At 63.4% G+C, this 24,454-nt stretch carries 22 protein-coding genes and 1 pseudogene; 8 read left to right on the top strand and 15 right to left on the bottom strand.

The window, feature by feature from the left end; translation table 11 throughout:
• Positions 1 to 114: 114 nt before the first annotated feature.
• The 13 genes and pseudogenes from IEX32_RS09825 to IEX32_RS09770 form a co-directional block, all read right to left on the bottom strand.
• Positions 115 to 891, bottom strand: coding sequence for an SDR family oxidoreductase (locus IEX32_RS09825; RefSeq protein WP_229736289.1), 777 nt, complete (start codon positions 889 to 891; stop codon positions 115 to 117).
• Between the two features lie 45 nt (positions 892 to 936).
• The gene (locus IEX32_RS09820; protein ID WP_188770965.1) at positions 937 to 1,758 is read right to left on the bottom strand and encodes an SDR family NAD(P)-dependent oxidoreductase; all 822 of its coding nucleotides are present in this window, start codon (positions 1,756 to 1,758) and stop codon (positions 937 to 939) included.
• Between the two features lie 194 nt (positions 1,759 to 1,952).
• Positions 1,953 to 3,014, bottom strand: a complete 1,062-nt coding sequence (locus IEX32_RS09815) for an NAD(P)H-dependent amine dehydrogenase family protein (protein WP_188770963.1) — start codon at positions 3,012 to 3,014, stop codon at positions 1,953 to 1,955.
• 271 nt (positions 3,015 to 3,285) lie between these two features.
• The gene (locus tag IEX32_RS09810; RefSeq protein ID WP_188770961.1) at positions 3,286 to 4,578 is read right to left on the bottom strand and encodes a cytochrome P450; all 1,293 of its coding nucleotides are present in this window, start codon (positions 4,576 to 4,578) and stop codon (positions 3,286 to 3,288) included.
• Between the two features lie 334 nt (positions 4,579 to 4,912).
• Positions 4,913 to 5,140, bottom strand: a pseudogene (locus IEX32_RS21070) (glycosylhydrolase-like jelly roll fold domain-containing protein); the annotation flags it as partial.
• A gap of 9 nt (positions 5,141 to 5,149) precedes the next feature.
• Positions 5,150 to 6,049: an SDR family NAD(P)-dependent oxidoreductase gene (locus IEX32_RS09805; protein WP_188770960.1), complete on the bottom strand. Its 900-nt coding sequence runs from the start codon at positions 6,047 to 6,049 to the stop codon at positions 5,150 to 5,152.
• On the bottom strand, positions 6,046 to 6,252 hold the full coding sequence (locus IEX32_RS09800; protein ID WP_188770958.1) for a hypothetical protein: 207 nt from the start codon (positions 6,250 to 6,252) through the stop codon (positions 6,046 to 6,048). The genes IEX32_RS09805 and IEX32_RS09800 overlap by 4 nt, the downstream gene beginning before the upstream one ends.
• Positions 6,253 to 6,265: 13 nt before the next feature.
• The gene (locus IEX32_RS09795; protein WP_188770956.1) at positions 6,266 to 6,496 is read right to left on the bottom strand and encodes a hypothetical protein; all 231 of its coding nucleotides are present in this window, start codon (positions 6,494 to 6,496) and stop codon (positions 6,266 to 6,268) included.
• A 2-nt stretch (positions 6,497 to 6,498) separates the two neighbouring features.
• Positions 6,499 to 6,687 carry a hypothetical protein gene (locus tag IEX32_RS09790; protein WP_188770954.1) on the bottom strand — a complete coding sequence of 63 codons (189 nt, stop codon included), beginning with the start codon at positions 6,685 to 6,687 and terminating at the stop codon, positions 6,499 to 6,501.
• Between the two features lie 22 nt (positions 6,688 to 6,709).
• The gene (locus IEX32_RS09785; protein WP_188770953.1) at positions 6,710 to 7,804 is read right to left on the bottom strand and encodes an alpha/beta hydrolase; all 1,095 of its coding nucleotides are present in this window, start codon (positions 7,802 to 7,804) and stop codon (positions 6,710 to 6,712) included.
• Positions 7,805 to 8,111: 307 nt separating this feature from the next.
• Complete coding sequence (locus tag IEX32_RS09780; RefSeq protein ID WP_188770951.1) at positions 8,112 to 11,204, bottom strand: efflux RND transporter permease subunit; 3,093 nt, start codon at positions 11,202 to 11,204, stop codon at positions 8,112 to 8,114.
• A gap of 2 nt (positions 11,205 to 11,206) precedes the next feature.
• Positions 11,207 to 12,295: an efflux RND transporter periplasmic adaptor subunit gene (locus tag IEX32_RS09775; RefSeq protein WP_188770949.1), complete on the bottom strand. Its 1,089-nt coding sequence runs from the start codon at positions 12,293 to 12,295 to the stop codon at positions 11,207 to 11,209.
• An 8-nt stretch (positions 12,296 to 12,303) separates the two neighbouring features.
• Positions 12,304 to 13,749 (bottom strand): efflux transporter outer membrane subunit, encoded by a 1,446-nt coding sequence (locus IEX32_RS09770; RefSeq protein ID WP_188770948.1) that lies wholly within the window; start codon positions 13,747 to 13,749, stop codon positions 12,304 to 12,306.
• A 179-nt stretch (positions 13,750 to 13,928) separates the two neighbouring features.
• On the opposite strand from IEX32_RS09770, the gene IEX32_RS09765 reads away from it, so the two are divergent.
• Positions 13,929 to 14,516, top strand: a complete 588-nt coding sequence (locus IEX32_RS09765; RefSeq protein WP_188770946.1) for a TetR/AcrR family transcriptional regulator — start codon at positions 13,929 to 13,931, stop codon at positions 14,514 to 14,516.
• A 20-nt stretch (positions 14,517 to 14,536) separates the two neighbouring features.
• Here IEX32_RS09765 and IEX32_RS09760 read toward each other — a convergent pair whose 3' ends face one another.
• A complete protein-coding gene (locus tag IEX32_RS09760) occupies positions 14,537 to 15,268 on the bottom strand; it encodes a FadR/GntR family transcriptional regulator (RefSeq protein ID WP_188770945.1) in 732 nt (243 codons plus the stop codon).
• A gap of 143 nt (positions 15,269 to 15,411) precedes the next feature.
• On the opposite strand from IEX32_RS09760, the gene IEX32_RS09755 reads away from it, so the two are divergent.
• The 5 genes from IEX32_RS09755 to IEX32_RS09735 are packed head-to-tail and all read left to right on the top strand — an operon-like array spanning position 15,412 to position 20,125.
• A complete protein-coding gene (locus IEX32_RS09755) occupies positions 15,412 to 16,884 on the top strand; it encodes an aldehyde dehydrogenase family protein (RefSeq protein WP_188770943.1) in 1,473 nt (490 codons plus the stop codon).
• A gap of 26 nt (positions 16,885 to 16,910) precedes the next feature.
• Positions 16,911 to 17,693 (top strand): carboxymuconolactone decarboxylase family protein, encoded by a 783-nt coding sequence (locus IEX32_RS09750; protein WP_188770941.1) that lies wholly within the window; start codon positions 16,911 to 16,913, stop codon positions 17,691 to 17,693.
• Positions 17,686 to 18,516 carry an NAD(P)-dependent oxidoreductase gene (locus IEX32_RS09745; protein ID WP_188770939.1) on the top strand — a complete coding sequence of 277 codons (831 nt, stop codon included), beginning with the start codon at positions 17,686 to 17,688 and terminating at the stop codon, positions 18,514 to 18,516. Before IEX32_RS09750 ends, IEX32_RS09745 begins: the two co-directional genes overlap by 8 nt.
• Positions 18,517 to 18,521: 5 nt before the next feature.
• Positions 18,522 to 19,292 (top strand): SDR family NAD(P)-dependent oxidoreductase, encoded by a 771-nt coding sequence (locus IEX32_RS09740; RefSeq protein WP_188770937.1) that lies wholly within the window; start codon positions 18,522 to 18,524, stop codon positions 19,290 to 19,292.
• 47 nt (positions 19,293 to 19,339) lie between these two features.
• Positions 19,340 to 20,125 carry an SDR family oxidoreductase gene (locus tag IEX32_RS09735; RefSeq protein ID WP_188770936.1) on the top strand — a complete coding sequence of 262 codons (786 nt, stop codon included), beginning with the start codon at positions 19,340 to 19,342 and terminating at the stop codon, positions 20,123 to 20,125.
• 65 nt (positions 20,126 to 20,190) lie between these two features.
• Here IEX32_RS09735 and IEX32_RS09730 read toward each other — a convergent pair whose 3' ends face one another.
• On the bottom strand, positions 20,191 to 21,162 hold the full coding sequence (locus tag IEX32_RS09730) for a beta-propeller fold lactonase family protein (protein WP_188770934.1): 972 nt from the start codon (positions 21,160 to 21,162) through the stop codon (positions 20,191 to 20,193).
• Between the two features lie 107 nt (positions 21,163 to 21,269).
• On the opposite strand from IEX32_RS09730, the gene IEX32_RS09725 reads away from it, so the two are divergent.
• Positions 21,270 to 21,935, top strand: a complete 666-nt coding sequence (locus IEX32_RS09725; RefSeq protein WP_188770932.1) for a TetR/AcrR family transcriptional regulator — start codon at positions 21,270 to 21,272, stop codon at positions 21,933 to 21,935.
• Between the two features lie 101 nt (positions 21,936 to 22,036).
• Complete coding sequence (locus tag IEX32_RS09720; RefSeq protein ID WP_188770930.1) at positions 22,037 to 24,448, top strand: TonB-dependent receptor; 2,412 nt, start codon at positions 22,037 to 22,039, stop codon at positions 24,446 to 24,448.
• The last annotated feature ends 6 nt before the right edge of the window (positions 24,449 to 24,454 follow it).

Raw genomic sequence — 24,454 nt, 5'->3', positions numbered from 1 at the left:
GACCCATCGTGCGGCGGCTCATGCCGACCGCGAAGACGACCCTGAAGCCGGCATACGGTCAGCTCAAAATCTGCTTGCATGATGGGCCGCGATTAGACGACCCATCAGCTCTGATCAGATATACATTCCGCCGTTCACTGCCAAAACCTGGCCGGTGATATAGCTCGCCTCGTCGGATGCCAGGAATGCGCACGCCGCAGCGATTTCATCGGGGGTGCCTGCCCGCGAGATCGGAATCATCGGAAGAATCGCTTCGAGAGGAAACTGCCCTGCGGCGATCGCGCGGTTCATCTGTGGACTTTCGCAGACGGACGGCGCGATCGTGTTCACCGTGGTCCCCCGAGCCGCCAGTTCGCGAGCGAGGCCTCTGGTGAGGCTTATGACCCCACCCTTTGAGGCGGAGTAGTGAGCCATGTTGAACCCGCCCGATTGGCCAGCATGTGAGGAGATCGACACGATCCGGCCCCACTTGGCTTCGATCAGGTCTGCCACGCCGGCCTGGATAGTATGGAAGACACCCGTCAGGTTGATGTCGATCACCAGTTGCCATTGTTCGACGGTCATTTCGGTGAAAGGCACCATCGGCGCGATGCCGGCGTTGGGAACGATGATTGCAATCGGGCCCAACTCGCGCCGAATATCCGTGTAGGCTCCGTCGATTTGCGATCGGTTGGTCACGTCGACCTTGCGCGTGAAGATCTTGGCCCCAGCGCTGCGCAAGGCCTCGGCTTCCTGCTCAAGAAGCTCCTCCTGGACGTCGAGCATGGCGGTGGGATAGCCATCGCGGGCAAACCGCTGGGCGATCCCGAGGCCGATGCCGCCGGCCGCACCCGTCACGATAACGACGCGATCCTTACTCATGTCACTTCTCCGTTTCCGATGGTGGTTCAAATTTGCTTCGAGGATGACGATGGCCGCCTGATCGGCGCTCCCAGTTCAGATCGTTTCGCCCGCATCGACCATCAGCACGCTGCCGGTCATGAACAGCGACATATCCGAGGCCGCGAAAAGGACGGCGCGGGCGATGTCGTCGGGCACGCCAACTCGGCCGAGCTTGCTCGTGAGCATCGAGGGGATATCCATGGCGGCCGCTTCGGCGCGGCTGGGGTCGGCCTGCATCATGGCGAGATTGCCTTCGGTGACGATGAAGGTGGGAGCCACCGCAAGGACCCGGATGTTCTCCGGCGCGAGTTCGAGAGCCATTTGCTTCGTAAGCCCGACGACGGCGTGCTTCGATCCCACGTAGGCGGAAAGGCCCGGTGCGATGCCGCGCACGCCGGCCAACGAAGCGATATTGACGATGACGCCGCCGCAGCCCGCCTCCACCATCGTACGTGCCGCCTCGCGCGATCCGACGAAAGTTCCACGCGCGTTCACGGCGTTGACCCGGTCCCACAGTTCGTCGGTCATATCGAGCAGCGGCATGTTGGGGAAAACGCCGGCGTTGTTCACCCAGATTTCGATGCCGCCGAACCGTTCCCGCATCGACGCTACCGCCGCGGAGATGGAGCTGCTCAGCGAGACGTCCATCTGCACTCCAACCACGCGGCCGGGAAACTCCGTGTCGAGGCTGGCGGCGGCGGCGGCGGCGCGTTCACCGTCGATGTCGCCGATCAGGACATTCGCCCCGGCCTCTGCCAGGCGCCGGGCAATGCCCTTGCCCAGGCCCTGTCCACCACCGGTCACGACCGCGTTACGCCCAGCGAGCGAAACGAGTTCGGCGATGGACTTGTCAGAAACGTCTCGAACGGGCTTCATCGCAATGTCTCCTTGAAATGTGAGGCGCCCCCTTCGCGCAAGCGCTCGTCGGGATGCTACGGCATGTCGGTTATTTCGGAGCCGTCATCGACGAGCCGTTTACAAAGCAGCTCGGGCGGAACGGTCGGGTTATTCCGCAGTGCAGGCGAAACCGCCCCCGGCAAGTCGCGGTCTCGGCGTACCAAAATAGCTCGTCATCGCGCGAGCCGGGGCAATATCTGCGGAAGGTCCACCGAGGTGACGATGCCCGGTTTCGCGGCGCAGACCATGGGAATGGCATTGACCGGACGATGTGCCGTCACGTTGGGCATGATTTTCGACCTCGTCTCGGGATCGTTGCCGATGGGAAACCTGATGGTAATGTCCAGGGGAGCATCGCCTTCCACCCTGATGCGCCAACCATCCTCGCGCAAATCCCACGCAGGATCGAGCTCGGTCGTGACGAACCAGTTGGAGCGAAAGCGGAGCGCGGGCCTTCCCTTGTGGAGCCCCGTCACGGTATGACGTTGGCCACCGATGCTGCCTGCAGCGATCGTCGCCTGGTGCAGCTTGACCGGCCGGACGGTGATCGCGAATTCACTGGTCACCTCTATCGCGTCGAACGGAAGGCCGATCGCGGTTGCGATAACCCCGAGCGAATGTCCGAACACCGTGTCACGCTCAGTGAACTCAGTCGCCGCGAAAGTCTCGGGCGAAGCGCCGAAGCCCATGACGTTGAGCAGCATGTCCTCGGAGCAAGTATCGATGCAGTCCGCAAATTCGTCGATCTCGACGAGATCGAGGTTGCGCTGCAGCGATAGTAGCGGTGCAAGCAGCGCCTCCGTGACGAAGCCGGGGCTGCTTCCGCTCGCGTGGATCGATGTGCCGCCTGCGTGGCATGCCGCCTCCACCCGTTCGCGAAGGGCTGGTTCCATCGCGCTGGGATTGAAGAAGTCGGCGCGGGTCGTGACGATGTTCGCGCCGCTCGCAAGTATCTGGCAGACCTCTTCGATGTCGGTCCTGTCGGGCATGTAGATGACACAGTCGGGCCGGAGCGCGAGCAACCGGTCGGGATCGCGGGTCGCAATCACTCCCGTTGCGGGAAGTCCGCAAATCTCTCCGGCATCGAGGCCATCCTTGGACGAAGAGAAGACGCGGACGCCAACGAGTTCCAGGGTCGGATGGAGGATTGCCGCGCGCAGCGCGCTCTTTCCCACCGTCCCCGTAGCCCATTGCACCACGCGATGCCCGCCAGCGGCTCGGTTCTCTGTACCCATTCCTGCACTCCCATTTTCTTGATTGGTGATCCAGCCGGCTCCGGACACGTGCCGGAAAGTCGCTACTGGGCCTGACCCCAGGCGCGCACCGGAGCCGAACAACTACCTCCGCAGCATCCGCCTCCTCGTCGCACCGCTTGCGCGGGCTACAGCGCCGCGCCGGATCGCCAGGCTCGCGGTGTGCAGTCGCTTCCAGGGCGTTGCGTTCGCAAAGCTGCGTGTCGCCGCTCGGCGCATCCCGCAGATGAAGGCCGAGCGGCACGCGCACAGACTAGGCCGGGGATTTGGCCGAGCGCGTCAACGTCAGATGAAGCTCCGAGAGCCCTCGAACGATGAAGCTCGGCTCGAAATCGAGACGCCGCTGGGCGGATGTACCGTGCTGAGCCTGGCTCAGGTCGATGTTGGATGTGTACTCGATAAACTTCTCGAGCAGCACCTTAACCTCGACGCGCGCAAGCGGAGCACCTGCGCAAGTGTGGGCTCCCCGACCGAAGGACAGATGCTCCTTGATGCGCGGCCGATTGAGAATGAACGTGTTCGGATCGCCCCACCGGCGAGGGTCGCGATTGATTGCCGCCAAGGCGATCATGACCTTCGAGCCAGCCGGGATTTCCACATCGCCGATCCGCGTGTCGCGACGGGCAAGCCGAGTCGTCGCCTTGGAGGATCCCTCGAGACGCAGTACTTCCTCGATCATGGCCGGGATAAGCGAGCGGTCGGCGCGAAGCTGGTCCTGGAGCCCGGGTTGATCGACGATATAGCGCATAGCATTGCCGATCAGCTTGGCGCTGGTGTCCTGACCGGCCCCGAACATGAATGTCGAGAGACTGACGATCGCTTCGATGGACGGCTTGCTTCCGTCCGGATAGGCCGCGTTCGCCACTTCGCTCAGAATGTCGTCGCGCGGATTCTGCTGCCGGTCCGCGACATAGCGGTAGAAGTAGTTGCCCATCACGACCATGGGGTGAGTCTCGCTCGAGAAGTCGTTCTCGCTCGCGTCGAGACTGCCCGGCGGAGGCGCGGCCTCGATTGCGTCCATGAACAGCTTTCGGTCCTCGACGGGCACGCCAAGCAGGTCAGCGATCACCATCGTCACGAACGGCGTCGAGATGTCCTTGATCAGCTCGCAGCCGCCGCGCGCCACGGCATCGCGGACGAGTTTATCGGAATATTCCGCGATGAACTCCTCGTTCGACTTCAATCGCGACGGCGTGAAGAGGCGATTAACGAGAGCCCGAAGGTTCGCGTGCGACTTGTCGTCGAGATCGACCAGCAGATCGCCCCCCAAAATCTGTCCACGGTGCGCCTCGATCTGCTCGCTGATGTCCGAGCCCGTCGGTTGGAAGGGCAACGGCGCGGCAGCGCCCTGCAGGGCGATCGAAGATGAAAAGTCGGCGGTGTTGCGGAATACCTCGACCGCCTCGTCGAAGCCGGTCACGACGAAGTAGTCCTTGCCAGGCGGCTGATAAACGGGACCGTGGGCCCGAAGCGCCTCGAAGTAGATATAGGGATCTACGAGGATTTCATGATCCGTATAGAAATCTCGCTCTTCAAGCCTCTTCATTCCCAAATCTTTCAACACTTATCCGATCGCGGCCGCAGGCTCAGTCGACGTGCCGCATGCGGCACCGTCGCTTTCCGAACCGCAGGACGAAAGCGGGGGACACGCGGCCCCAGCCTTTTGCCAGGCTGACACATTGACCGCGATCTCCGCCGAGGGCCAGTTAGCTCCACTTATCCGACTGATGGCTGCGTAAATTCCACAAGGCGAGAAGTCAATGGTTATGCGACAACTAGTCGCATAAAGTGCGTAAGCTCTGCCCCAGCCACTCCGTCAGCCGATCGGGATTTCTTGAGGACCTTATCGCCGCCCAAAGTCTATCGACGGCGTGCTTGGCTTATTTGGTGTACAGCCGAACCGGGCCGATTAGACCCGAGGGCCTGAGAGGCGCCTTGGCCGTATATGTTGGGGTGGCGGTCCAGGTTATTTTCTGCGCGCCCGGTTGGGCATCACCGACAAGGCGGTTGACCCAAGGGTTCGCAATACGGACCTGGAGGGTGTTTCTTCCGGGTTTTGCAAAGCGGCTCACGTCGAGGCGGTACGGCGCGTGCCAGACCGAGCCGGCGGGCTGAGCTCAGACGCCGGTTGTAATGATGAGCTTGCGGCTCTCGCTCCAGAAGCGGGCAACTGCGTCTGGATCGTCCGCCTGGGAGTGCGGTTTGCGCGGTGCGCGGTTCTGCCAGTAACCGCCGGTGCTCCGTCCCGGTTCCTCCGCTGTGGCGAGCCAGATCAGCGTATCGGCGCCCTGGGCCTCGGTCAGCTTGGGCAGGTCACGGACGTGCTCCAGCGTTTCCTTCGGCGCGTAGTCGAAGAAGCGCGACGCGACCGGGCCGGGCGCCGCTGCGTGAGCGACGATCCCGGTGCCTTCGAGCCTTGCGGCAAGTGCGCGGGTGAACAGCATGTTGGCGAGCTTCACCGAGCAATAGGCCAATCCGGGCTGGAAATTCCGCAGTCCCTGCATGTCGTCGAAGTCCATCGGCGGAGCCGCTTCGCTCGCGCCCGACGAGGTCATCAGTATCCGCACTGCGCCGGAGGGCGCTTGCTCGGCTGTCTTTCGTATCAGGGGAAGCAGTCGGTCGGTCAGCAGGAACGGCCCTAGGTGGTTGCTTGCGAAGCTGGCCTCGATCCCTTCGCTGGTCAGTTCCAGGCGATCGGTCATGCCGCCCGCATTGTTCACCAGCAGGTCGATCCGACCGGTCAGGTTCGCGATCCGGTCTGCAAGCTCGGACGTCTCGCGCATCGACGACAGGTCGGCACGCAGCATCTGAACGCGTGCGCCATCTGGAGAGCACTGACGTATATCGTCCCCGGACTCCTCGGTCCGCTGCGGATCGCGGCCAACGCCAATTATCTGCCAGCCTTGGCTGGCCAGCGCCTTGGCTACCGCGTGGCCGATTCCGGAACTCGCTCCGGTCACCACCGCCACGCGACCCGATCCCACGGCTTTAGCCGTGTCCGCGCCGGTAGCGCTCATCCTTCATCGCAGTTGGATTTGGCTGTCAACTTTTCGACCACCTCTTTCAGTGTTCCGGGAACCCCGACACCGTCATCCCCGAGGAACGAGATGAACATTCCATTGCCGTCAACCCGAGGACGGACAAGGGCGACCTTCGCCACGTTGACGGCGACCTGCCCGCCTTCCGTAGCGTCGAAGATGATGAATTGGTTTGTAGACATTGTTAATTCTCCTTCAAGTATTGGCCGCGCCGTTGGCCGGAATCGTGCCGTCCGAAACCCAGCGACCCTCTTCCCGACGGGAGGAACGTGACGATCGAGGCGATCTCGCTCGCCTTGCCGAAGATGTATTGCGCGGTTTTTTTTCATCGGCGCCGAAGTCTTCGGTGGTTATCACCCCGCTGTTGTTCACGACGATGTCAAGCACGGCGGGGTTCGGCCGCAAAAAGCATTGTCCGTTGCGCATGTTCACCCTCCCCGAGCTCGCGGGCTTTTCACGATGGGATCGGCGCCCGCGAAGGTCACCGATCCTCCCGCATCGTCAATGGCAAGACCGACGCTGCGCAGCACTTCCTGCAGCGCCCCGGCCAGATCGAACTCCGCCGTAGTGAGGCGACGCCCAGCTATGTCCACGAGTTGTCCCGCAAACGCCGGCATGGTTATCGCTCCCGCCCGGACTCTACCGCCCCAGCCATTTGTCGAACCAGTGCGCGACATAGCGCATCGCGGCTTGCGACTCCGGGGTCTCGGGTGCCGTGCTGTAGCTGCTGTGCCAGCCGCCTTCGATCACATATAGCTGGGACTCCACGCCCTTCTTGAGCAGGCTTGCATGCCCCGTGGCCGCTCCGCTCATTTCAGGCGCGCGCGTTCCGACCAGCCAGAGCGTAGGTGGGTAGTACCCCAGCGTCTCGGGTGTGACATTGGGAACCCAATCGGTCCGCGGCCTGTTGCCGAAGTAGCCGCCCGTGGAAACCAGCGTGGTTCCAGGCCTGGAGAAGCCGCCGCTGAAGTTCCAGATCGACGAATCCCCCACCGCGGTCTGAAATCCGCAGGCAAGTGGTGCGATCGCACCCGGAAGCGGGAGGCCCTGCTCCTTAAACCAAGGGACAGACTGGAGCGTGATGACGCCGCCGGCCGATCCGCCGAAAATGCCGACATTCTTCGGATCGTGAGTCTTGATGATTTCCTTGTAGACGGCGGTCAGATCCTCAAGCGCGGCGGGATGGACGGCTTCCGGATAAAGCCGGTAGTTGATCGTGACTACTTCGATGCCGCTGAGCGCGGCGAGCGGGATGGCGTCAAGCAAGGCGACCGATGGCCAGCCGACCACGAAGGCACCGCCGTGCAGGTTCAGAAGAATGCGCTTCCTGTTCTTCTTCTCGACACCGCCCTTCGGACGCACCCGAATAACTTCGACGCCGGCGATGGTCTCTTTCGACATTTCGACGGGATAGCGTTGCTCCACCCACGGGATCACCTTTTCGAACTGCGCTTCGACATGCGAGCGCATCATCGCGATGATCTTCGGGTTGTTCGGAACGGAAATCGTCCCGTCCCCCGGCGTGGCCAGCGACCGGACATATGCGCGCTTCTGCTCGGCGCTGATCAAATCAGAAGGCGGATAGCTGAATGCCGGCACCTCGATGGTGCCAATTTCTTTGTCGTACGCGGGAGGAAGGGCCTCATCCCGGGCCTGCGCGCCCTCCATTGCGGTCATCATGAACAGTGTCGCGACAATCGGCCGCACGCCAACTCTTTGTCCCCATTTCAACATGCTTCCTGTCCTTCCATTTTCTGGTGGATGGTCTTGGAATTTGCCGTCAGCTCACCTGGAAAACATAACCTTGTCGGACGGTTTCCTGGCCCGATACGCCGTTAACGAATCGTCACCCATGTCATTATGCGACATAGAGTCGCACAGAAGTTGTCTTCTGGAAAGATCCTCTCGGTAGTCCGCCGCGCGCCGGTACCCCGGCACAGTCGCCACCGCGAGGATGCAGGTCGGCGAAGTCCGGGCTTCCATCCGCGCCGACAGGCGCAGCCCACGCCGGGCCGGGGTCGCGATCGGCGACGCCGCACGGTCATCGGCTTTCCTCCGCCAGCCTCAGATCATCCTCGGCCGGCCGGGTAACCAGCCTCGCCAGCCTGGGGATCGCGCGCTGCTCGAAGCCGTCGATGATTTCGTAGATCACCGGAACGAGCACGAGTGACAAGGCCGTGGAGGAAACGATACCACCGATGACGGCGATGGCCATCGGCTGACGGGATTCCGAGCCCTCGCTGATGGCCAGCGCCGTCGGCAGCATGCCCGCGATCATTGCCATCGACGTCATGATGATCGGCCGCGTGCGCTGCGCACATGCTTCCAGCAAAGCGTCGCGCACGGACTGGCCGTCCCGTTCCGCCTCGATGGCGAATTCCACCAGCAGAATCGAGTTCTTGGCGCAAAGGCCCATGAGCATGAGCAGGCCGATCAGCACCGGCATGTCGATCGGAAAGCCGAGAAGGCGCAGGGCGGCGAAAGCGCCCAGCAGGCAGAGCGGCAGCGCCCCCAAGATCACCACGGGCTTGAAGAACCCCCGGAACAGCAACACGAGCACCGTGAAGGTAAGGCCGATGCCGGCGAACAGCGCCAACACGAAGCCGACGAAAAGATCGGCAATAAGTTGCGTCTGGCCCTCCTGCGCCTGATGGATGCCGGTGGGAAGATTGCGCATCGCCGGCAGGTCTCGCACCTGCTGCAGTGCCGTCCCCACTGCCTTGCCGACAGCGAGATCGGCCTCGACCGCCACGCGTCGTTCGCGGTTGAAGCGCACGATCTTGCCGGGGCCGGCGTCAAATCCGATGTCGGCCACGCCGGAGACAGGCGTGGTGTTGCCATCGCGTGTCGGCACGCGCAGGGCCGCAATCGTGTCCAGGTCGTTACGGGCGCTTTCGGGCAGCCGCACCCGGATCGGCAGTCGCTGTTCGCCTTCGGAATACTTGGCGGAAGCCGCGTCGATCTCGCCGATAGTTGCGACACGCAAGGCGTTGGCGATTGCCGTCGTGTCCACATTCAGCCGGGCTGCCTCGGCGGGCCTCGGCTTGACGACCAGTTCCGGTCCGGGCGCTGCGGGACTGGGCCGAGGGTCGCTGATGGACGGGAGCGCACGCATTTCGCGCAGCAGTTTCGTCTGCGTGCGTTCCAGTTCCTTACCGTCGGAACCGGCAAGGACGATCGAGACGGCCGCCTGCCCGAAATTGCCCTGGTTGTAGAACCGCGCGGAGGGAATTGACCGCAACAAAGGCCCGAGTTCGGCCTGAAACTCCTCCGATGTCCGGGAACGGTCGTGCGACAGGATCACTGTGATCGTTCCAGTACGCATGTCGGCGCCGCCGGTCGTGAACGTGCCCCCCGTGGAACCGACCTGGGCGAAGACACGCTCGACGTCCGGTTGTTTCATGATTACGCGCGTGGCGTCCTGCACCGCCTCGCTCATGTCCGCTCGTGTGGCGCCAGGCGCTCCTTCAACCGAAATGTAAACGTAGTTGCGGTTCGGCGTGGCCTGAAAGCCGATTTGAAGGGTCGCAGCTATCACCAGCGCCAGGACGAAGAAACCCGCCCCGATCCCCGCGCTCAGCCAAGGCCTGGCCAGCGTCCATTCCAGTGCTCGGCGATGAAGCGGATGAAGCCTGCCACCCGCAACCATCGATTTGCGCGCGTCATGCGGCAGCAAGAAGTAGGCCGCCATAAGCGGCGTAAGCAGCCGCGCGACGATCAGCGAGAAAGTAACCGCCGCCGCGACCGTGAGGCCGAACTCCTTGAAGAACTGGCCCGCCTCGCCCGGCATCAGCGAAACCGGCGCGAAGACCGCTATGATGGTCGCGGTCGTGGCAATGACGGCAAGGCCTATGGCGTCCGCGCCGATCAGCGCGGCCCGGTAGGGACTCTCCCCCTTCTCGATGCGCTTCTCGATATTTTCGATTTCGACGATCGCGTCGTCGACGAGAATGCCGATAACCAGCGTCAGGGCCAGCAGCGTAATGCCATTGAGGCTGAATCCCATGCCGGCCATGAAGATGAAGGTGGGAATCAGTGAGAGCGGCATCGCCGTCGCCGCGATCGCGGTGGCGCGCCAGTCGCGCAGGAACAGGAAGACGACTAGGATAGCCAGGATCACACCCTCGATCAGGACGTCGACGGTTGCATGGAAGCTGCTGCGGGTAAGCTCGGCGGTGGAAACGATCTTGGTAAACGTGACGCCGGGGTACGCGCGGGAAAGTTCGGCAACCCCTTCGTCCACTTCATCGACTACGCTCACATCGCTGGCGGCGCTGGTCTTGGAAATTTGCACGGCGACCACCGGGCGGCCGTTGAGGCGCGCGAAGCCGCGTACCTCGCCCTGCCCGTCACCCACTTCGGCGATGTCCGAAAGGCGCACGTAGCGGCCCTGCACAGGAATTGTCAGGTCGCGAATCTGGGAGACCTGCCCGGCCGATCCCAGGACGCGGATCGTCTGTTCGGTGCCGCCCACATCAGCCAGTCCTCCGGGGGAATCGACGTGAAAGGAGGCAAGCGCATTGTTGATCTGCGCCGCCGTCACACCTACTGCCGCCATGCGCTCTGGATCGAGGATGACGGCGATCTCGCGCTCGGCCCCGCCGATGCGGCTGACCTGACCAACGCCGCTGCGCGCCTGAAGCGCCCGGGTAACTTCGTTGTCTATGAACCAGGCCAGTTGCGTATTGCCCATGGCGGGCGCGATTATCGCGTAAGTCACGACGGGGGCACTATCGAGGTCGAGGCGTTGCACCGTTGGCGGGTCGATGCCCTGTGGCAGTTCCACGCGCGTGCGTTCGATCACAGTTCGAACGTCGTCGATCGCCTTTTGCAGTTCAGTGCCGAGTTCGAACTCGACCGTTGTGGTCGAGGCGCCCAGCACGACCGTCGAGCCGATGTTCTTGATACCGGCGACCCCGGTCAGCGCATTCTCGATGGGGCGCGTGACCTGGTTCTCCATCTCTGAGGGCGCGGTCCCGTTTTGCGTGACGGTCACGGTGACGATCGGCAGGGCGACGTTCGGAAACATCTGGATCGGCATCCGCATGAACGCGACCGCGCCCGACACCGTCAGAAGGATGAAAAGCAGTGTGACTGGAATGGGATTGCGAATAGCCCAGGCGGAAATGCGCATCGTCAGCGCTCCGTTCCGCCTACGACTTTCACCACGTCGCCCTCAAGCGTGAAGGCCGCGCCCTTTACCGCTACGCGGCTGCCGGCCGGCGGCCCCTGCCGAAGCTCGACATGGCCGTCCGCATGATCGCCGGTCGATACCCGAACCCGGCGCACCCGGTTATCCTTGTCGATCACCATCACCGAAGCGCCGTCCGCGTCGTAATGCACTGCCTTTTCGGGCAGGGCCAGCACCGACTTGTCTCCCGAGAACCGGGCCTTGGCAAAACCGCCCGAGCGCAATTCAGAATCGACGGGAAGCGCGACGCGGGCGATGACGACACCCGTGGTCTGATCGATGCGCTCGCCGATCAAGCGGACATGGCCTTCGAGCGTGTGGCCGGACGAAAGTGTTACCCGCGCCGGATCACCCATACGAACGCGCGCCGCATCGGCTTCGGGCAGCTCGGCGTAGAGTTCGATCAGGTTGCCGCGCGCCATTCGAAACATCACGGTGCCGGCGCTCGAGGTGTCGCCTGGGCGCACCACGCGCTCGATGACCTTCCCGCTTGCCGGCGCGCGGATCACCAGATGGCTACGCCTGACCAGCAGATCGTCGAGCTGGGCGCGCGTCGCCGCCACCGAAGCAGCGCTGGTGCGGGCCGCGAAGCGCCGCTGGGCTATTGCCTCGTTCGACAGGACACCCTGGTTTTCCAGACCCTCCACCCGGACCGCCTGGTCCCGCGCCTGCTCGGCGGAGACCTGCTGCTGCGCCAACTGTGCCTCCATCTGGCTGATCTGCGACCTGAGAAGGCTGTCATCGAGGATTGCCAGCGGCTGCCCCGCTTTTGCAAATGCGCCTTCCTCCACCAGGACCCGCGCGACGCGAAATCCCGAAAGATCGGCGGCCACCGCCATCTCCTCACGCGGGAGAAGCCGGCCCGACGCGGTAATCCCGCCGGAAATCTGGCGCTCGGCGACGACGGCCACGGTCACCGCCTGCGGTGGCGTGCGGGCTTCCTTGCCCTGCTCGCCGCTGGAGCAGGCGGACAGAGGAACCAGCGCGCCAAGCATGAGGACCGCGGCACGGAGGGACGATTTACGGATGGGCATTGAGCGACTCATGGCTGTGATCCGTCGGATTTCGGGGCCACGGCATCCGGCATCCCGTCTTCGCTCCAGCCGCCGCCGAGCGCGCGCACGGCGGATACCGTTCCGGTGAGCACGGCCAACCGCCCCTGGTTGCGCGCGGACCGCACCTGGAGCCAGGTGCGTTGGGTCTGGAGCAGCGTGGTGAGATCGGTGAGCCCGGCGCGGTAGCCTCTGGTGGCGATTTCATAAGCGGTGCGGGACCGTTCCTCCGCGCGTTCGAGCTGTTGCGTCCGCCCTTTGGCGGCCTGAAGGCGCACGAGCGCGTTCTCCGCCTCGCCGAAGGCGGTCTGCACCGCCCTTTCGTAATTGACGACGGCCTCCTCTCCGCGTGCCTCGCTCAGGCGGAACTGGGCCAGCAGCCGCGCGCGGTCCAGCACCGGAAGTGTGAGATTGCCGGCAAGCGACCAGAACCCGGTCCCGCCGGCGCCGGGCGCGCCGTTGGCGTTCAGGCCCAGTCCGGGCTGGATTGCGAAGCGGGGAAACAATGCGAGGCGATCGATCCGCGTGTCGAGGATCGCCGATTGCAGCGCGAGCCCCGCGGAAAGCACATCCGGCCTGCGTGCGAGAAGAATTCCCGGAGTCGCTCCCGGCAGTTCGGGCGGAGCTTCCAGTTCGGCGGCGACATCCAGGCTTGCCGTAGGCGCATCGGGCGTGCCTACGAGGATCAGCAACGAACGCTTCGCCGCCTGGAGTTCTCCTTCGAGACGCGTCACTTCCGCCGCCGCGCTCGCGGCGTCGGCCTCCAGCCGCGCAAGGTCCTGCCCCGATGTCAGCCCCCTTTCCACGCCGATCCGCGCGGCCCGCGCGAGTTGGCCGGTGATCTCGCGCGTTTCCCGCGCGTTCTGCAGATCAACGGCGATTCCCCGCGCCTGGAACAGCGAGCTGGCGACGTCGGCCGCCAACGCCAACCGCGCCGCGTGGAAATCGTAAGTTGCCGCCGCGCTGCCGACATCGGCCTGTTCGCGGATGGCGGCCAGACGCCCGAACAGGTCAAGCTCCCAACTCGGAACAAAATTGGCTGAATAGCTTTCCTGCCCGGAAGCCGAGATGCCCGTCCCCCACAGGCTTTCGCGCCCCTGCTCCGTCGCGCTTGCGCTGATCGAGCCGCTGGGCAACGTACCCGCCCGCGACAGGGCGCGGCTCGCCCGCGCCTGCTCAAGTCGCGCCAGCGCGATCCGCGCCGTCGTGCTGCCCTTGAGCGCTCCCTGAACCAGCGCTGTCAACTGCAGGTCGTTGAAGGTCAGCCACCAGCGATCAAGCACAAGCGTTTCAGCTCCGGGCGCCGCGCGAATTTCAAACCGGGCGGGCAACGTCGTGACCGGATCCGGAACTCGCACCGATGGCGCGCAGCCGGCAACGGCGAAGGCGAGCACCGATAGACCGCCGAGAAGAGGAAAGGTTCTGCCGATGCGCACTTTGGGGGACTTGTTCCTGTGGAGACAAGCCGTCCCTACCAATGAATCATAAAATATACAACAGTGTTTATTTTATGATTTTCTCGCCCCGTTCATCGCGCTATGGAAGCTGTAAGGAGGAACTCGTGACCGCGAAGGGGAAAGATCGACCAGAGCTGCGCTCGAAGGGGAGGCCAAGCGTGGAGGAGGCAGCCCGCATCGACCGCACCATTCTGGAAGCGGCGCGAAAGGTGCTGCTGCAACACGGGGAGGCCGCATCGCTCAATGCCGTCGCCCAAGAAGCGGGGCTTTCGCGCAAGTCCGTCTATGCCCGTTACGCGAACCGGGAAGACCTCTTCGTCGCCGCGGTTCGCCTGACCCTTCGGGACGTGGAGCCTGTCCGGTTCGCTTATGCAGACAGCTTCGAGGAAACCCTGCGCAACTACGTGGAGGCCGCCCTCGATCTTGTCTCGAGCAGCGCGGCGGTCGCGTTCCAGCAGGCACTTGCGACCAACGTACACATCGTGCCCCAAATGCGCGGCGAGATGATGGACGCTTCGCACCGGATCTTCTTCACCCCTTTGCTCGATCTGCTCCAGAATGCCCGCGCCAGCGCAGAGATCGTACCGGACAATACGCCGCTGACGGCGCTGATGATCTTCAACGCGACAGTCGCCTACGCGACGACCTGCAAGGAGGACGAGCCGGGACGGAAGCCCTGCTCGTCGAACGCGGATTACGCCCGGCTCCTGGCCCGAACCGTTGCCCACGGCCTTATCGCACGCTGATTGCCCGATCCCGTCATACGTCAGTCCGGCTGGAGGTCACTGCGCCTGATCCGAAGGTGTGCCAGCACTACCGCGCGGTTGCACCTGTTGGCCTCGAACCGCGCTAACGCCGGGTCGTTGGCAAGGATCGCGGCAATGATGCGCCGGCGCCCTTCCTGCCAGACCTCGATCCCTTCGACCGCCGAGTGGATCGGCGGCGTCGGCCGGCTGGAGGAATAGTGGAGCGTGACGCGGGTCAGCATTTCGAAAAGCGGCCGGCGCACCATCTGGAACAGCTGTTCCTGGAACTCAATTTCGAACTCCCCGAACTCCGCCATCGTTCGGCACATGGACGCCCGCTCCGCGAGAACGCCCAGCCGCGCACGCAGAGTCTCGTCGGTGCATCCCGCCGCCGCCGTGACCAGCTCGGTAAACAGCAGCGAGGTCATGTCCAGCGCCTCCTCGAATGAGGCGGGGTTCATCCGCATGTAGGCATCGAGCGCCCGTTCGAGCGCCGCTTCGTCGGGGCGGATACCATAGTAACCGCCGCCCGGCCCGCGCCGCACTTCCAGTAGTCCCTCGTGCTCCAGCACGCGCGCCACCTGCTGCAACGTCACGATGCCGACGTCGAGCGAACGGGCAAGGTCGTTGAGCGATCCGATCAATGTACCGGGCTCGCAGGCAAAGATCCGCTCGCGCAGCGTCTCGGTCGTCCGCGCGACAAGATTGCCCGCCCTGCGCCGCCCTTTCGAACCGCCCACACTTCGTTTCATTATACGCCTATAATGTACAGTTTTACTACGAAACAGCGCTCATATCGGTCAATTCAAGTCAATTGACCACCGATATTTTGGGGGTCTAACATTTGTGCAGATTCGAAGCGGCGTGCGCGCCGAGGCAGACAGGAGCGGACAGGATGGGCTTCCAGCATCCGGATATTTCGAAATTTCCCCAGTACGCCAATGTAATCGGCGAGGACAAGGAAACCGGCGGCAGCGGTGAGGCCTGGGCGCACGTCTATCCCGCCACCGGCAAGGTCACGCGCGAGATCAAGCTGGCTAGCCCGGCGGATGTCGATCGCGCGGCAGCGGCGGCAAAGGCCGCGCAGCCGGCATGGCGGGCGCTGCCCGGCGACAAGCGCCGCGACCTGATGTTCAAACTGGCTTCGGTGATCGAGGCCAACGCCGCGGAAATGACCCCGCTGCTAACCGCCGAAAGCGGCGCCATCATTCTCTCCGGCCCGCACATGAGCGCCGACGCCGCGCAGAAGTTCCGCTACTACGGCGGCTGGGCGGACAAGATCGAGGGACGCACCGTAAAGACCTGGGGCGGCCCGGCACATGATTATGTCGCCTATGAGCCTTACGGCACCATCGGCGTGATCGTGCCGTGGAACGGGCCGCTCTTTGCCGCCACCATGGTCATTGCCCCCGCACTCGCCGCCGGCAACTGCGTGGTGCTCAAGGCGCCGGAAATCGCGCCCTGGTCGCTGATGAAATTCATGGAACTGGTCCAGCAGGCGGGCTTCCCGCCGGGTGTGGTCAATCTCGTCACCGGTGGCGCGGACGTCGGCGCCTCGATGGTCGACCATCCGGGCATCGACAAGATCGAGTTCATCGGCAGCGGTGCTACGGCGAAGAAAATCCTCGCCAGCGCGTCGCAATTACTCAAGCCGGTCGGGCTTGAACTCGGCGGCAAGTCGGCCGTGGTGGTATTCGCCGACGCCAATCTCCAGTCCGCGGCCAAGCGCGGCCTCACCGGCGCGGTCAGCGCTGCCGGGCAGGGCTGTGTCAACGGCACGCGTTTGCTGGTCGAGCGTACGATCTACGAGCCCTATCTGGAGATGCTGCAGGTGATGGCCGGCCACATCAAAATTGGCGATCCCTTCGCCGCCGACACCATCATGGGACCGGTTATTTCTGAATCCGCACTCAACCGCATCCACGGCATGGTGGAGCGCGGGGCAAAGGTCGGCGGCCGCGTCTTGCTGGGCGGCGAGCGCCTGGGCGGCGACCATGCCCAGGGCTACTATTACCCGATCACGATCCTGGCCGACGTGACCCAGGACACCGAGATCGCGCAGACCGAGGTCTTCGGCCCGGTTCTGGCCGTCACTCCCTTCGACAGCGAAGAGGAGGCGATCTTGCTGGCCAACGGCACCGACTACGGTCTCGGGGCCTATGTCCACACCAACAACGTCGCGCGCGCGCACCGCGTTGCCGGGCAGATGATGGCGGGCCAGGTCCAGGTAAACGGATCGGGTGAAGCGATGACGCCCTGCGTGCCCTTCGGCGGCATGAAGCATTCGGGCCATGGCCGTCTGGGCGGCATCGAGGGCCTGCGCGAATTCCAGCAGGTGCGCAACGTTTGGGTAAACCTGCAGGACTGATAGCCTGCCCCACAAGGAGAGAGGATATGGCCCTTCTGGACCCCAGGGACCGCATTGCGACCGGCCTTACCACCGAAGCCGAAGTAACCGGGCGGCCGGCGAATACCCCCACGACCTTGCTTGAGGAATCCTGGCGCGACTTCGTTTTTGCCGAAGTCTGGAGCCGTCCCGGCCTGCCGCGCCGTCCGCGCTTTCTTGTCGCGATATCTACCGCCACTACCTGCGGCCTCGAAGACCGCCAGATCGGCGACTTCGTTCGCGGCGCCCTCACTAGCGAGGCGCTGAGCCTTGCCGAACTGCGCGAGGCAGCGCTGCACCTTGCCGTCTATTCGGGCTGGGGCAACGGTGGTCGGCTTGACCGCGTCGTCACTCGGGTCGCCGACGAACTCGGCCTCCCGCCCGCAGAGGTACCTCCGATCCGGTCGGAACCCTGGGATCCGGAGGAACGCATCCGGCAGGGGCATGAGGAATTCGACAAGGTCATGACCTTCCCGCCGGGGCCGCCTGCGACCCCCTATCTGCTGGGGATCAACAATTTCGTGTTTGGCGAAATGTGGCGCCGCCGGGGACTGGACGAGCCCTCCCGCCGCTGGATCACGCTGGTGGGCGTGTGCGAATCCGGGGCCGAGATCCCGATCCGCAGTCACATCCACGCCGCCATGGCGAGCGGCAACTGCACGGACGAGGAAATGCTCGAGTTCTGCCTGCAGTACGGAACCCACGCTGGCTGGCCCAAGGCCTCGCGCATGCAGAGCGTGGTGCTGGAAATGATCGACAAGGTGAAGAATGGGCTCCCCTGGCATGGCTGACACGGCAACAAAAACACGATCGGTCGGCTTCATCGGCCTGGGCTCGCAAGGCGCGCCCATCGCCGAGCGGATGATGCAGGCGGGACATAAACTGACGGTCTGGACTCGCCGCCCCGACGCCGCCGCCGATCTGGTGGCCTTGGGCGCAGCGCCGGCGGGCTCGATCGCCGAACTTGGCGTGGCATGCGACTATGTGGGCGTCTGCGTGATCGACGATACGGGCGTGGTCGAAGTCTGCGACCAGTTGCTGCCGGCGATGAAGCCCGGCAGCCTGCTTGTCATCCACTCGACCATCCTCCCGCAGACCTGCGAGATACTCGTCGCGTGCGCGGCAGAAAAGGGCTTGGAGCTGCTCGACGCTCCGGTCAGTGGCGGCGGCCCGACCGCTGCCGCCGGCACGCTCACTGTCATGTGTGGCGGAACCGAAAGCGCGTTCGAAAACGCGAAGGCGGTTCTGGAAACGTTCGCTACCAAGATCGTACTGCTCGGGCCCGCCGGCGCCGGACAGCGCGCCAAACTTGTCAACAATGCGCTGATGGCCGCCAACATGGGGCTGGCCTATGCGGCACTCGACATGGCCGGGGAACTGGGCGTGGACCGCGCGGCGCTCGCCGACCTCATCAAGCATTCGAGCGGACGCAGCTTCGGCTTCGAGGTCTTCGCCCGCCTGCCCAGGCCCGAAGCCTTCGCGCATGGGGCGAAATTGCTGCTGAAGGACGTGAAGCTGCTGGCCTCGATCCTGCCCGGAGACCGTGAAACCAATTCGCTGGCAATTGCCGCTGGTCCCTTCCTCGACGCCGCCGGCGTCACCAATGAGAGCTGATTGTCATGAGTGGGATTTTCCAGAACTTCAATCTCGAGGGCAAGACCGCCGTCGTCACGGGGGCGGCATCAGGCCTGGGACGCGAGACCGCACTGAAGCTCGCATCGGTGGGTGCCAACCTGTGGCTGGTCGACGTCAACGCCGAGGCGCTGGCCGAAACCGTCGAACTGCTCGCCCCCAGCGGCCGCGAGGTCGGCAGCGAGACGGCGGACCTTGCCAGCCCTGCCGCCTGTCACGCGGTGATCGCCCACGTCGTCGAGCGGTTCGGCCGACTGGACGCGCTCTGCAATATCGCCGGCCTGATCTACCTGGCCAATACGCCGCAGATGCCGCTCGAACAGTATCAACGGACCATCGACGTCAACCTCAACGCGCCCTTCCTGCTTTCGCAGGCAGCGATTCCGCACTTGCTGGAAACCAGCGGCGCGATTGTCAACGTCGCTTCCTCGGCCTCCTACATCGGCGAAGCCTATGCCGCCGCCTATTGCGCCAGCAAGTGGGGCATCGTCGGCATGACCAAGGCCCTGGCGATGGAATTCCAGAAAAAGCCGATCCGCATCAACGCTGTCGCTCCGGGTGGCATGGTGACCAACATCGCGGCGAATTTCATACCGCCGGAAGATTGCGATTTCGAGTTGCTGAAGCGCTTCTCGGGCATGCGCGGCACAGTCGAGATTGAGGACGTGGCCGACATGATCGTCCTGCTCGCCTCCGACGCCGGCCGGGGCTTCCATGGCGCCTGCCTGTCAATCGACGCTGGCATCACCGCGGGCTGAATTTCCGGCGCTTCGGAGCCGGCTTCTCAAGATCAAAGGAACTCACAGTGGCATTTACTCTCGATCAATTCCGCCTCGACGGCAAGGTCGCGGTCGTCACCGGCGCCGGCGGGCGCGGCAATTCCATCGGCCGGGCCTATGCGTTGGGGCTGGCCAACGCGGGCGCCTCGGTCGTCGTCGCCGACCTCAACGGCGATGGCGCAAAGGCCGTCGCTGAAGAAATAGTCGCGGCGGGGGGCAAGGCCGCCGGGGTTCAGGTCGACGTTTCCGACGAAGCCTCGACACTCGCCATGGGCGCTGCGGCGGCGGAGGCCTTCGGCGGCGTCGACATCCTCGTCAACAACGCCGCCCTGATGGTCGACATCAGCTACGACAACTGCGAAACCGTGAGCATGGATGCCTGGAACAAGGCATTTGCCGTCAACCTCAACGGCGCCCTGCTCTGCGCCCGCGCCGTGATCCCCTCGATGCGCGAGCGTGGCGGCGGGCGGATCATCAACCAGACGTCGGGCGGCGCATTCCCGGCGACCGGTCTCTACGGCATTTCCAAGCTCGCACTCGTTGGCCTGACGACTACGCTCGCGAAGCAGTTCGGCAAGGAGAACATCACCTGCAATGCCATCGCGCCGGGCAATGTGACTTCGGACGCCGGCAAGATGCTGGTGCCCGACGATTCACCATTCATCCAGTTCCTCAACATGACCTGCGCGATGCGCCCGCGCGGCGGGCCTGATGAACTGGTCGGCACCGCCCTGCTTCTCTGCTCCGAAGCCGGCGCCTGGATCACCGGCCAGACCATCCACGTCGACGGCGGCTGGGTGCTACGCCCCTGAGCGGTCAGGATGCGGCTTGGTATTGCGCGGGTCGACAAGACGGCTCGCGTAACCGCGCCGAAACGTCATGGCGCAATAGCCAACCCGTCGGCGCCTTTGCCCGCCGCGATCCGCCGCAAGACCTTGCCCGTGGCAAGATCGACTTCCGCGATCGTGTTCCGGCCGGTCTCGGCCACATAGACGCTCTTTCCGTCACGTGAGAAAACCGCAGTCACCTGGATGGCGTCCCTTGCGCCGCTGACGGTAATCGTGCGTAGCGGCTTGCGCGTGGCGACATCGAACACCGAAAGTGTGCCCACACCGATGTTGGACGTAATCGCGGTTTTCCCGTCCGGGCTGATGGCAACGCGGATCGGAACCGGGTCGGTCGGCAAGGTATCCACGACCATACCCGTCGCGACATCGACGACACGCAGGCGAGGCGCCGAATTGTCCCCTACCCAAAGCTGGGTCCCGTCGCGGGTGATCGCCAGGCCTTCCGGCATCCCGCCTACCGCGATGTCGGAGAGCTTCTTTCCGCGGACAAGGTCAACCACGCTGATCGTGCCGGCTCCGACGTTGGCCGTGTAAGCTCGGCGCCCCATGGGGCCGACAACCAGCATATGTACGCCCTTCTGGCCCAGGTTGACCGATCGAAACGATCCGGTAGACGGGTTCACAATCACCAGGGACTGGCTTTTTTCCGCTACCAGTACCAGCCTGTTCTTCGCCGCCCACACGGCGCCATGCGGTGCGGCATTGGGCGAAATGTCAATCGTGCGAACGCGTTTTGCGTCGCGCACATCGAAGATGTCCACGCTCGCGGCGCCATAGGACACGACGGCCGCGAACCTGTAATCTGGCGAAATCGCAACTTCATGCGGCGCGCGTCCCGTCTCGAGACGAACCCTCTCCTCGCCGCTGCCAAGATCGACGAAGCTCACGGTGTCCTCACCTTTGTTGCCGATCACAAGCGTCCCGGCGGACGCCGCGGCACTCAGGACGAGAGCAGCGACGGCGGACAGCGCCATCCGCGTCCGGACGCGGGCGGGGCTCAAAGCGCAGTTCTTTCTGTCACGGAAGCGTACCCTTCCCAAATCATTCCGGGGCCTCAAGCAAGGACAATATGTTGCATTGCGGACGGCATTATCTAAACATCGCCGCAATGACCGGTACACCAAAACGCAGGCGCAAAGAAAGCGACACGGCAGCGCATAGTGGAAAACCCCTTTCATCGGCAAAGTCGAAGGACGCGCGGGCCCTGAGGTCCGCGCGCGCCTTGCAGGACGCACTCCTCAGCCTTCTGCAGCGCAGGTCCTTTGATCAAATCACCGTTCGAGACATCTGCGCGGAGGCCGAGGTCCACTACGCTACGTTCTTTCGCCATCATCAATCCAAGGAAGAACTCCTGGACGCCATTGCCAAGGACCAGATTGCGCATCTTAATCAGCTGACCTTGGCCATTCGCGACACCGACACTTACCTCGCGGGTTTTCGCGCCCTCTGCCTCTATGTGGATAATCATCGAGACCTCTGGTCGATCCTGCTGAACGGAGGCGCGGGCGCCGCCATGCGCGAGGAATGGCTGCGGCAAGCCACGATGGTGGCCGAAGCCGAAAAGCCGGCGAACGCGTGGCTTCCGGCGGAACTTGGCACGATCTGTGCCTCGACGCTAATCGCGGAAACCTTGGCCTGGTGGGTTGCGCAACCGCGCGATGCCTATGACGTGGAGTACATCGCCCAACTCCTCTTTCGTCTTATCAGCGGGGCAATTCTTGCATCTGACCCCTCTCCTCAGATTGACCAATCCAATCCCGAGGATTTGGGCTGACACCTGCGATTTTTCAGTCTGGACATTATGTGCGACAGAGTGTAGCGTAACCTGATAATCCGGTTTCCAACGATCGACCGGGAAAATGGGGAGGGAACTACATGAACGCATTGCGCGTAATCGTGCTCGGCAGCACAAGCCTCTTTGCACTGTCAACTCCTGCCTTAGCGCAGGACGTTTCGGCCGATGCTGGAGTGGCCACCGCCGAAAACGTCATCATCGTCGAAGCCCGTCGCCGCGGCGAAAATCTCCAGGACGTGCCTCTGACCGTCAACGCCGTCACCTCGGAAACCCTCGAGAAGCTTAACATCCGCAATTTCACCGAGGTGGCGAGCGTGGTGCCAGGGCTGGCGCTGGAGCCGGGCCTTGGTACCGTCAGTTCGTCGGCCTCCCTGCGCGGCGTAGCGGTCGACACGAATACCAGCGGCGGTAACCCTACCGTCGAATTCTACATGAACGACGCACCGATCGGCATCAACACGGTCCTGCAGTCGATGTATGATATCGGCCAGATCGAAGTCCTGCGCGGGCCGCAGGGTACGCTGCGTGGACGCGCGTCCCCATCGGGTTCGATCACTGTCACCTCGCGCCGTCCCGACATGCAGGACTGGGGTGGCTATGTGATGGGCACGGTGACCGATCTGGATACGGTCAACGTCAACGGTGCGATCAACATGCCGATCGACCCGGGCGTGTTCGCTCTTCGCGTTGCCGGCGTTTTCGAGGATACCGAAGCGAACCGTGTACGCAGTATCAACGCTCCCGAGATCGAGCCCAAAAGCGAAACGCGCGCCTTTCGCGTTTCGGCCCGTTTTACGCCAGATTCAAATCTGGAAATAGATGGCAGCTATTCACGCTTGGAAAGGGACAGCACCCTTTTTGACCAGGTAGAATCGGCCTATCTTGCAGATAGCGGACGCCCGGTTGCCGGCACTGAGATCACGGCCGATGATCGTTTTGCGGTGATGAACGCTCCGCGCGATAACCATGCCACCTACGACGTGATCAACTTGCAGGCCCGATGGTCTTTTTCCGGCCATCGACTCGACTACGTGGGCAGCCACGTTAAGGCGTTCAGCACCTCTCACGAGCCATCCGACAAGGGCGATTTCTGGGGACCAAGCTTCCCTGGCGATCCCGCCGCGTCGGGCGATAACCTGCAGAACTACGGATCGACTCCCCGCACTGAATCCTGGCAGGACAGTCATGAACTTCGCCTCTCATCCGAAGAGCGCGTGGCGGGGATGTTCGACTATGTTGTCGGCGGGTTCATCAACAAGGCCCGTGCGGATGTTAACTTCACCTCCAGAACGCCGCTGTTCTTCGCCGCCCCGCTTCCAGCCACTTTCGTGTTCGTCAATCCCATCACTACTCTTCGCCCCGGGAGAGCGCTTGAACAGGCGGTCTTCGGAAACATAACGGCCCATATAGGCCAAGGCACCGAAATATCGGGCGGCGCGCGCCACATCTGGTACAAGGACACGTCTTCGACCAATATCGTCGGGATCCGGGATTTCGGATCGTCAACCCTCAAGCATCGGGCCTGGATATGGACGGCGTCCGTCAAGCACCGCTTCAATGAGAACCTCATGGCCTACGCGACGGCGGGCAGCTCTTGGCGCGTCGGTGTCGATACCAGCGCCATCATCCTGTTCGGCGCCGGCAACAACGGCATCACCGACCCGAATCTGCTTGCTCTCACGATACCCACGCCAGAAAAATCCAAGTCCTACGAAATCGGCGTTCGTACGAACTGGCTGGACGACCGGTTGACCGTCAATGTGTCCGCGTTTCACCAGGACTTCGACAATTACCTGACCTCCATCGGATCGACGTTCTTCGCCGCGTATGATGGATCGGGCAACACGGCGGCGGATTACAGCGTCAAGACGGTCTCAAGCCTTGGCGTACCGGTTCCGGCCAAGGTTGACGGTGTCGAAGCGGAATTCGCGTTCCGACCTTCCGGCAACTTCAACCTCAGCGGCAACGTCGCTTATGCCCGTGGCCGGATCAAGAACGGTTCCATCCCGTGCAGCCCGGCGGGCAACCCGCCGCCACTGTCGAGCTGGGATGTCGCCAATGGCCAGCAGCTCCTCTTCTGCACCGTCAACCAGCGGGCCAGCAAGCTGGCGCCGTTCAGCGCATCGCTCCAGGCGGAATACGCGCGTGAAATCTTTGACGGCAAGGAAGCCTTCCTGCGCGGCCTGATGACCTACAAGGGCAAGTCGCAGAACGAGCAGGCCAACCTGTTCGACGACGTGAAGGACTATGCTCTCGTCAATCTGTTCGCGGGCGTGCGCGCGGCAGATGGCAGCTGGGAACTGACCGGGTTCGTCAAGAACGTGACCAACGAAAAAATCGTCCTAAGCCGCGAAGCAACGCCGTTTACGGCAAGTTTTCTGCTTCTGCCGACTTTCACTTCCGGCACGGGCTTCTCGAACTACCGCGGCGTGACGATGACCGCACCGCGCGAATTCGGCCTGACGTTCCGATACGCCTTCGGCTCGCGCTGACGCCGG

This window comes from Novosphingobium endophyticum (assembly GCF_014640675.1).
Classification (GTDB): domain Bacteria; phylum Pseudomonadota; class Alphaproteobacteria; order Sphingomonadales; family Sphingomonadaceae; genus Novosphingobium; species Novosphingobium endophyticum.
This window is presented reverse-complemented; position numbering and strand designations above follow the sequence as displayed.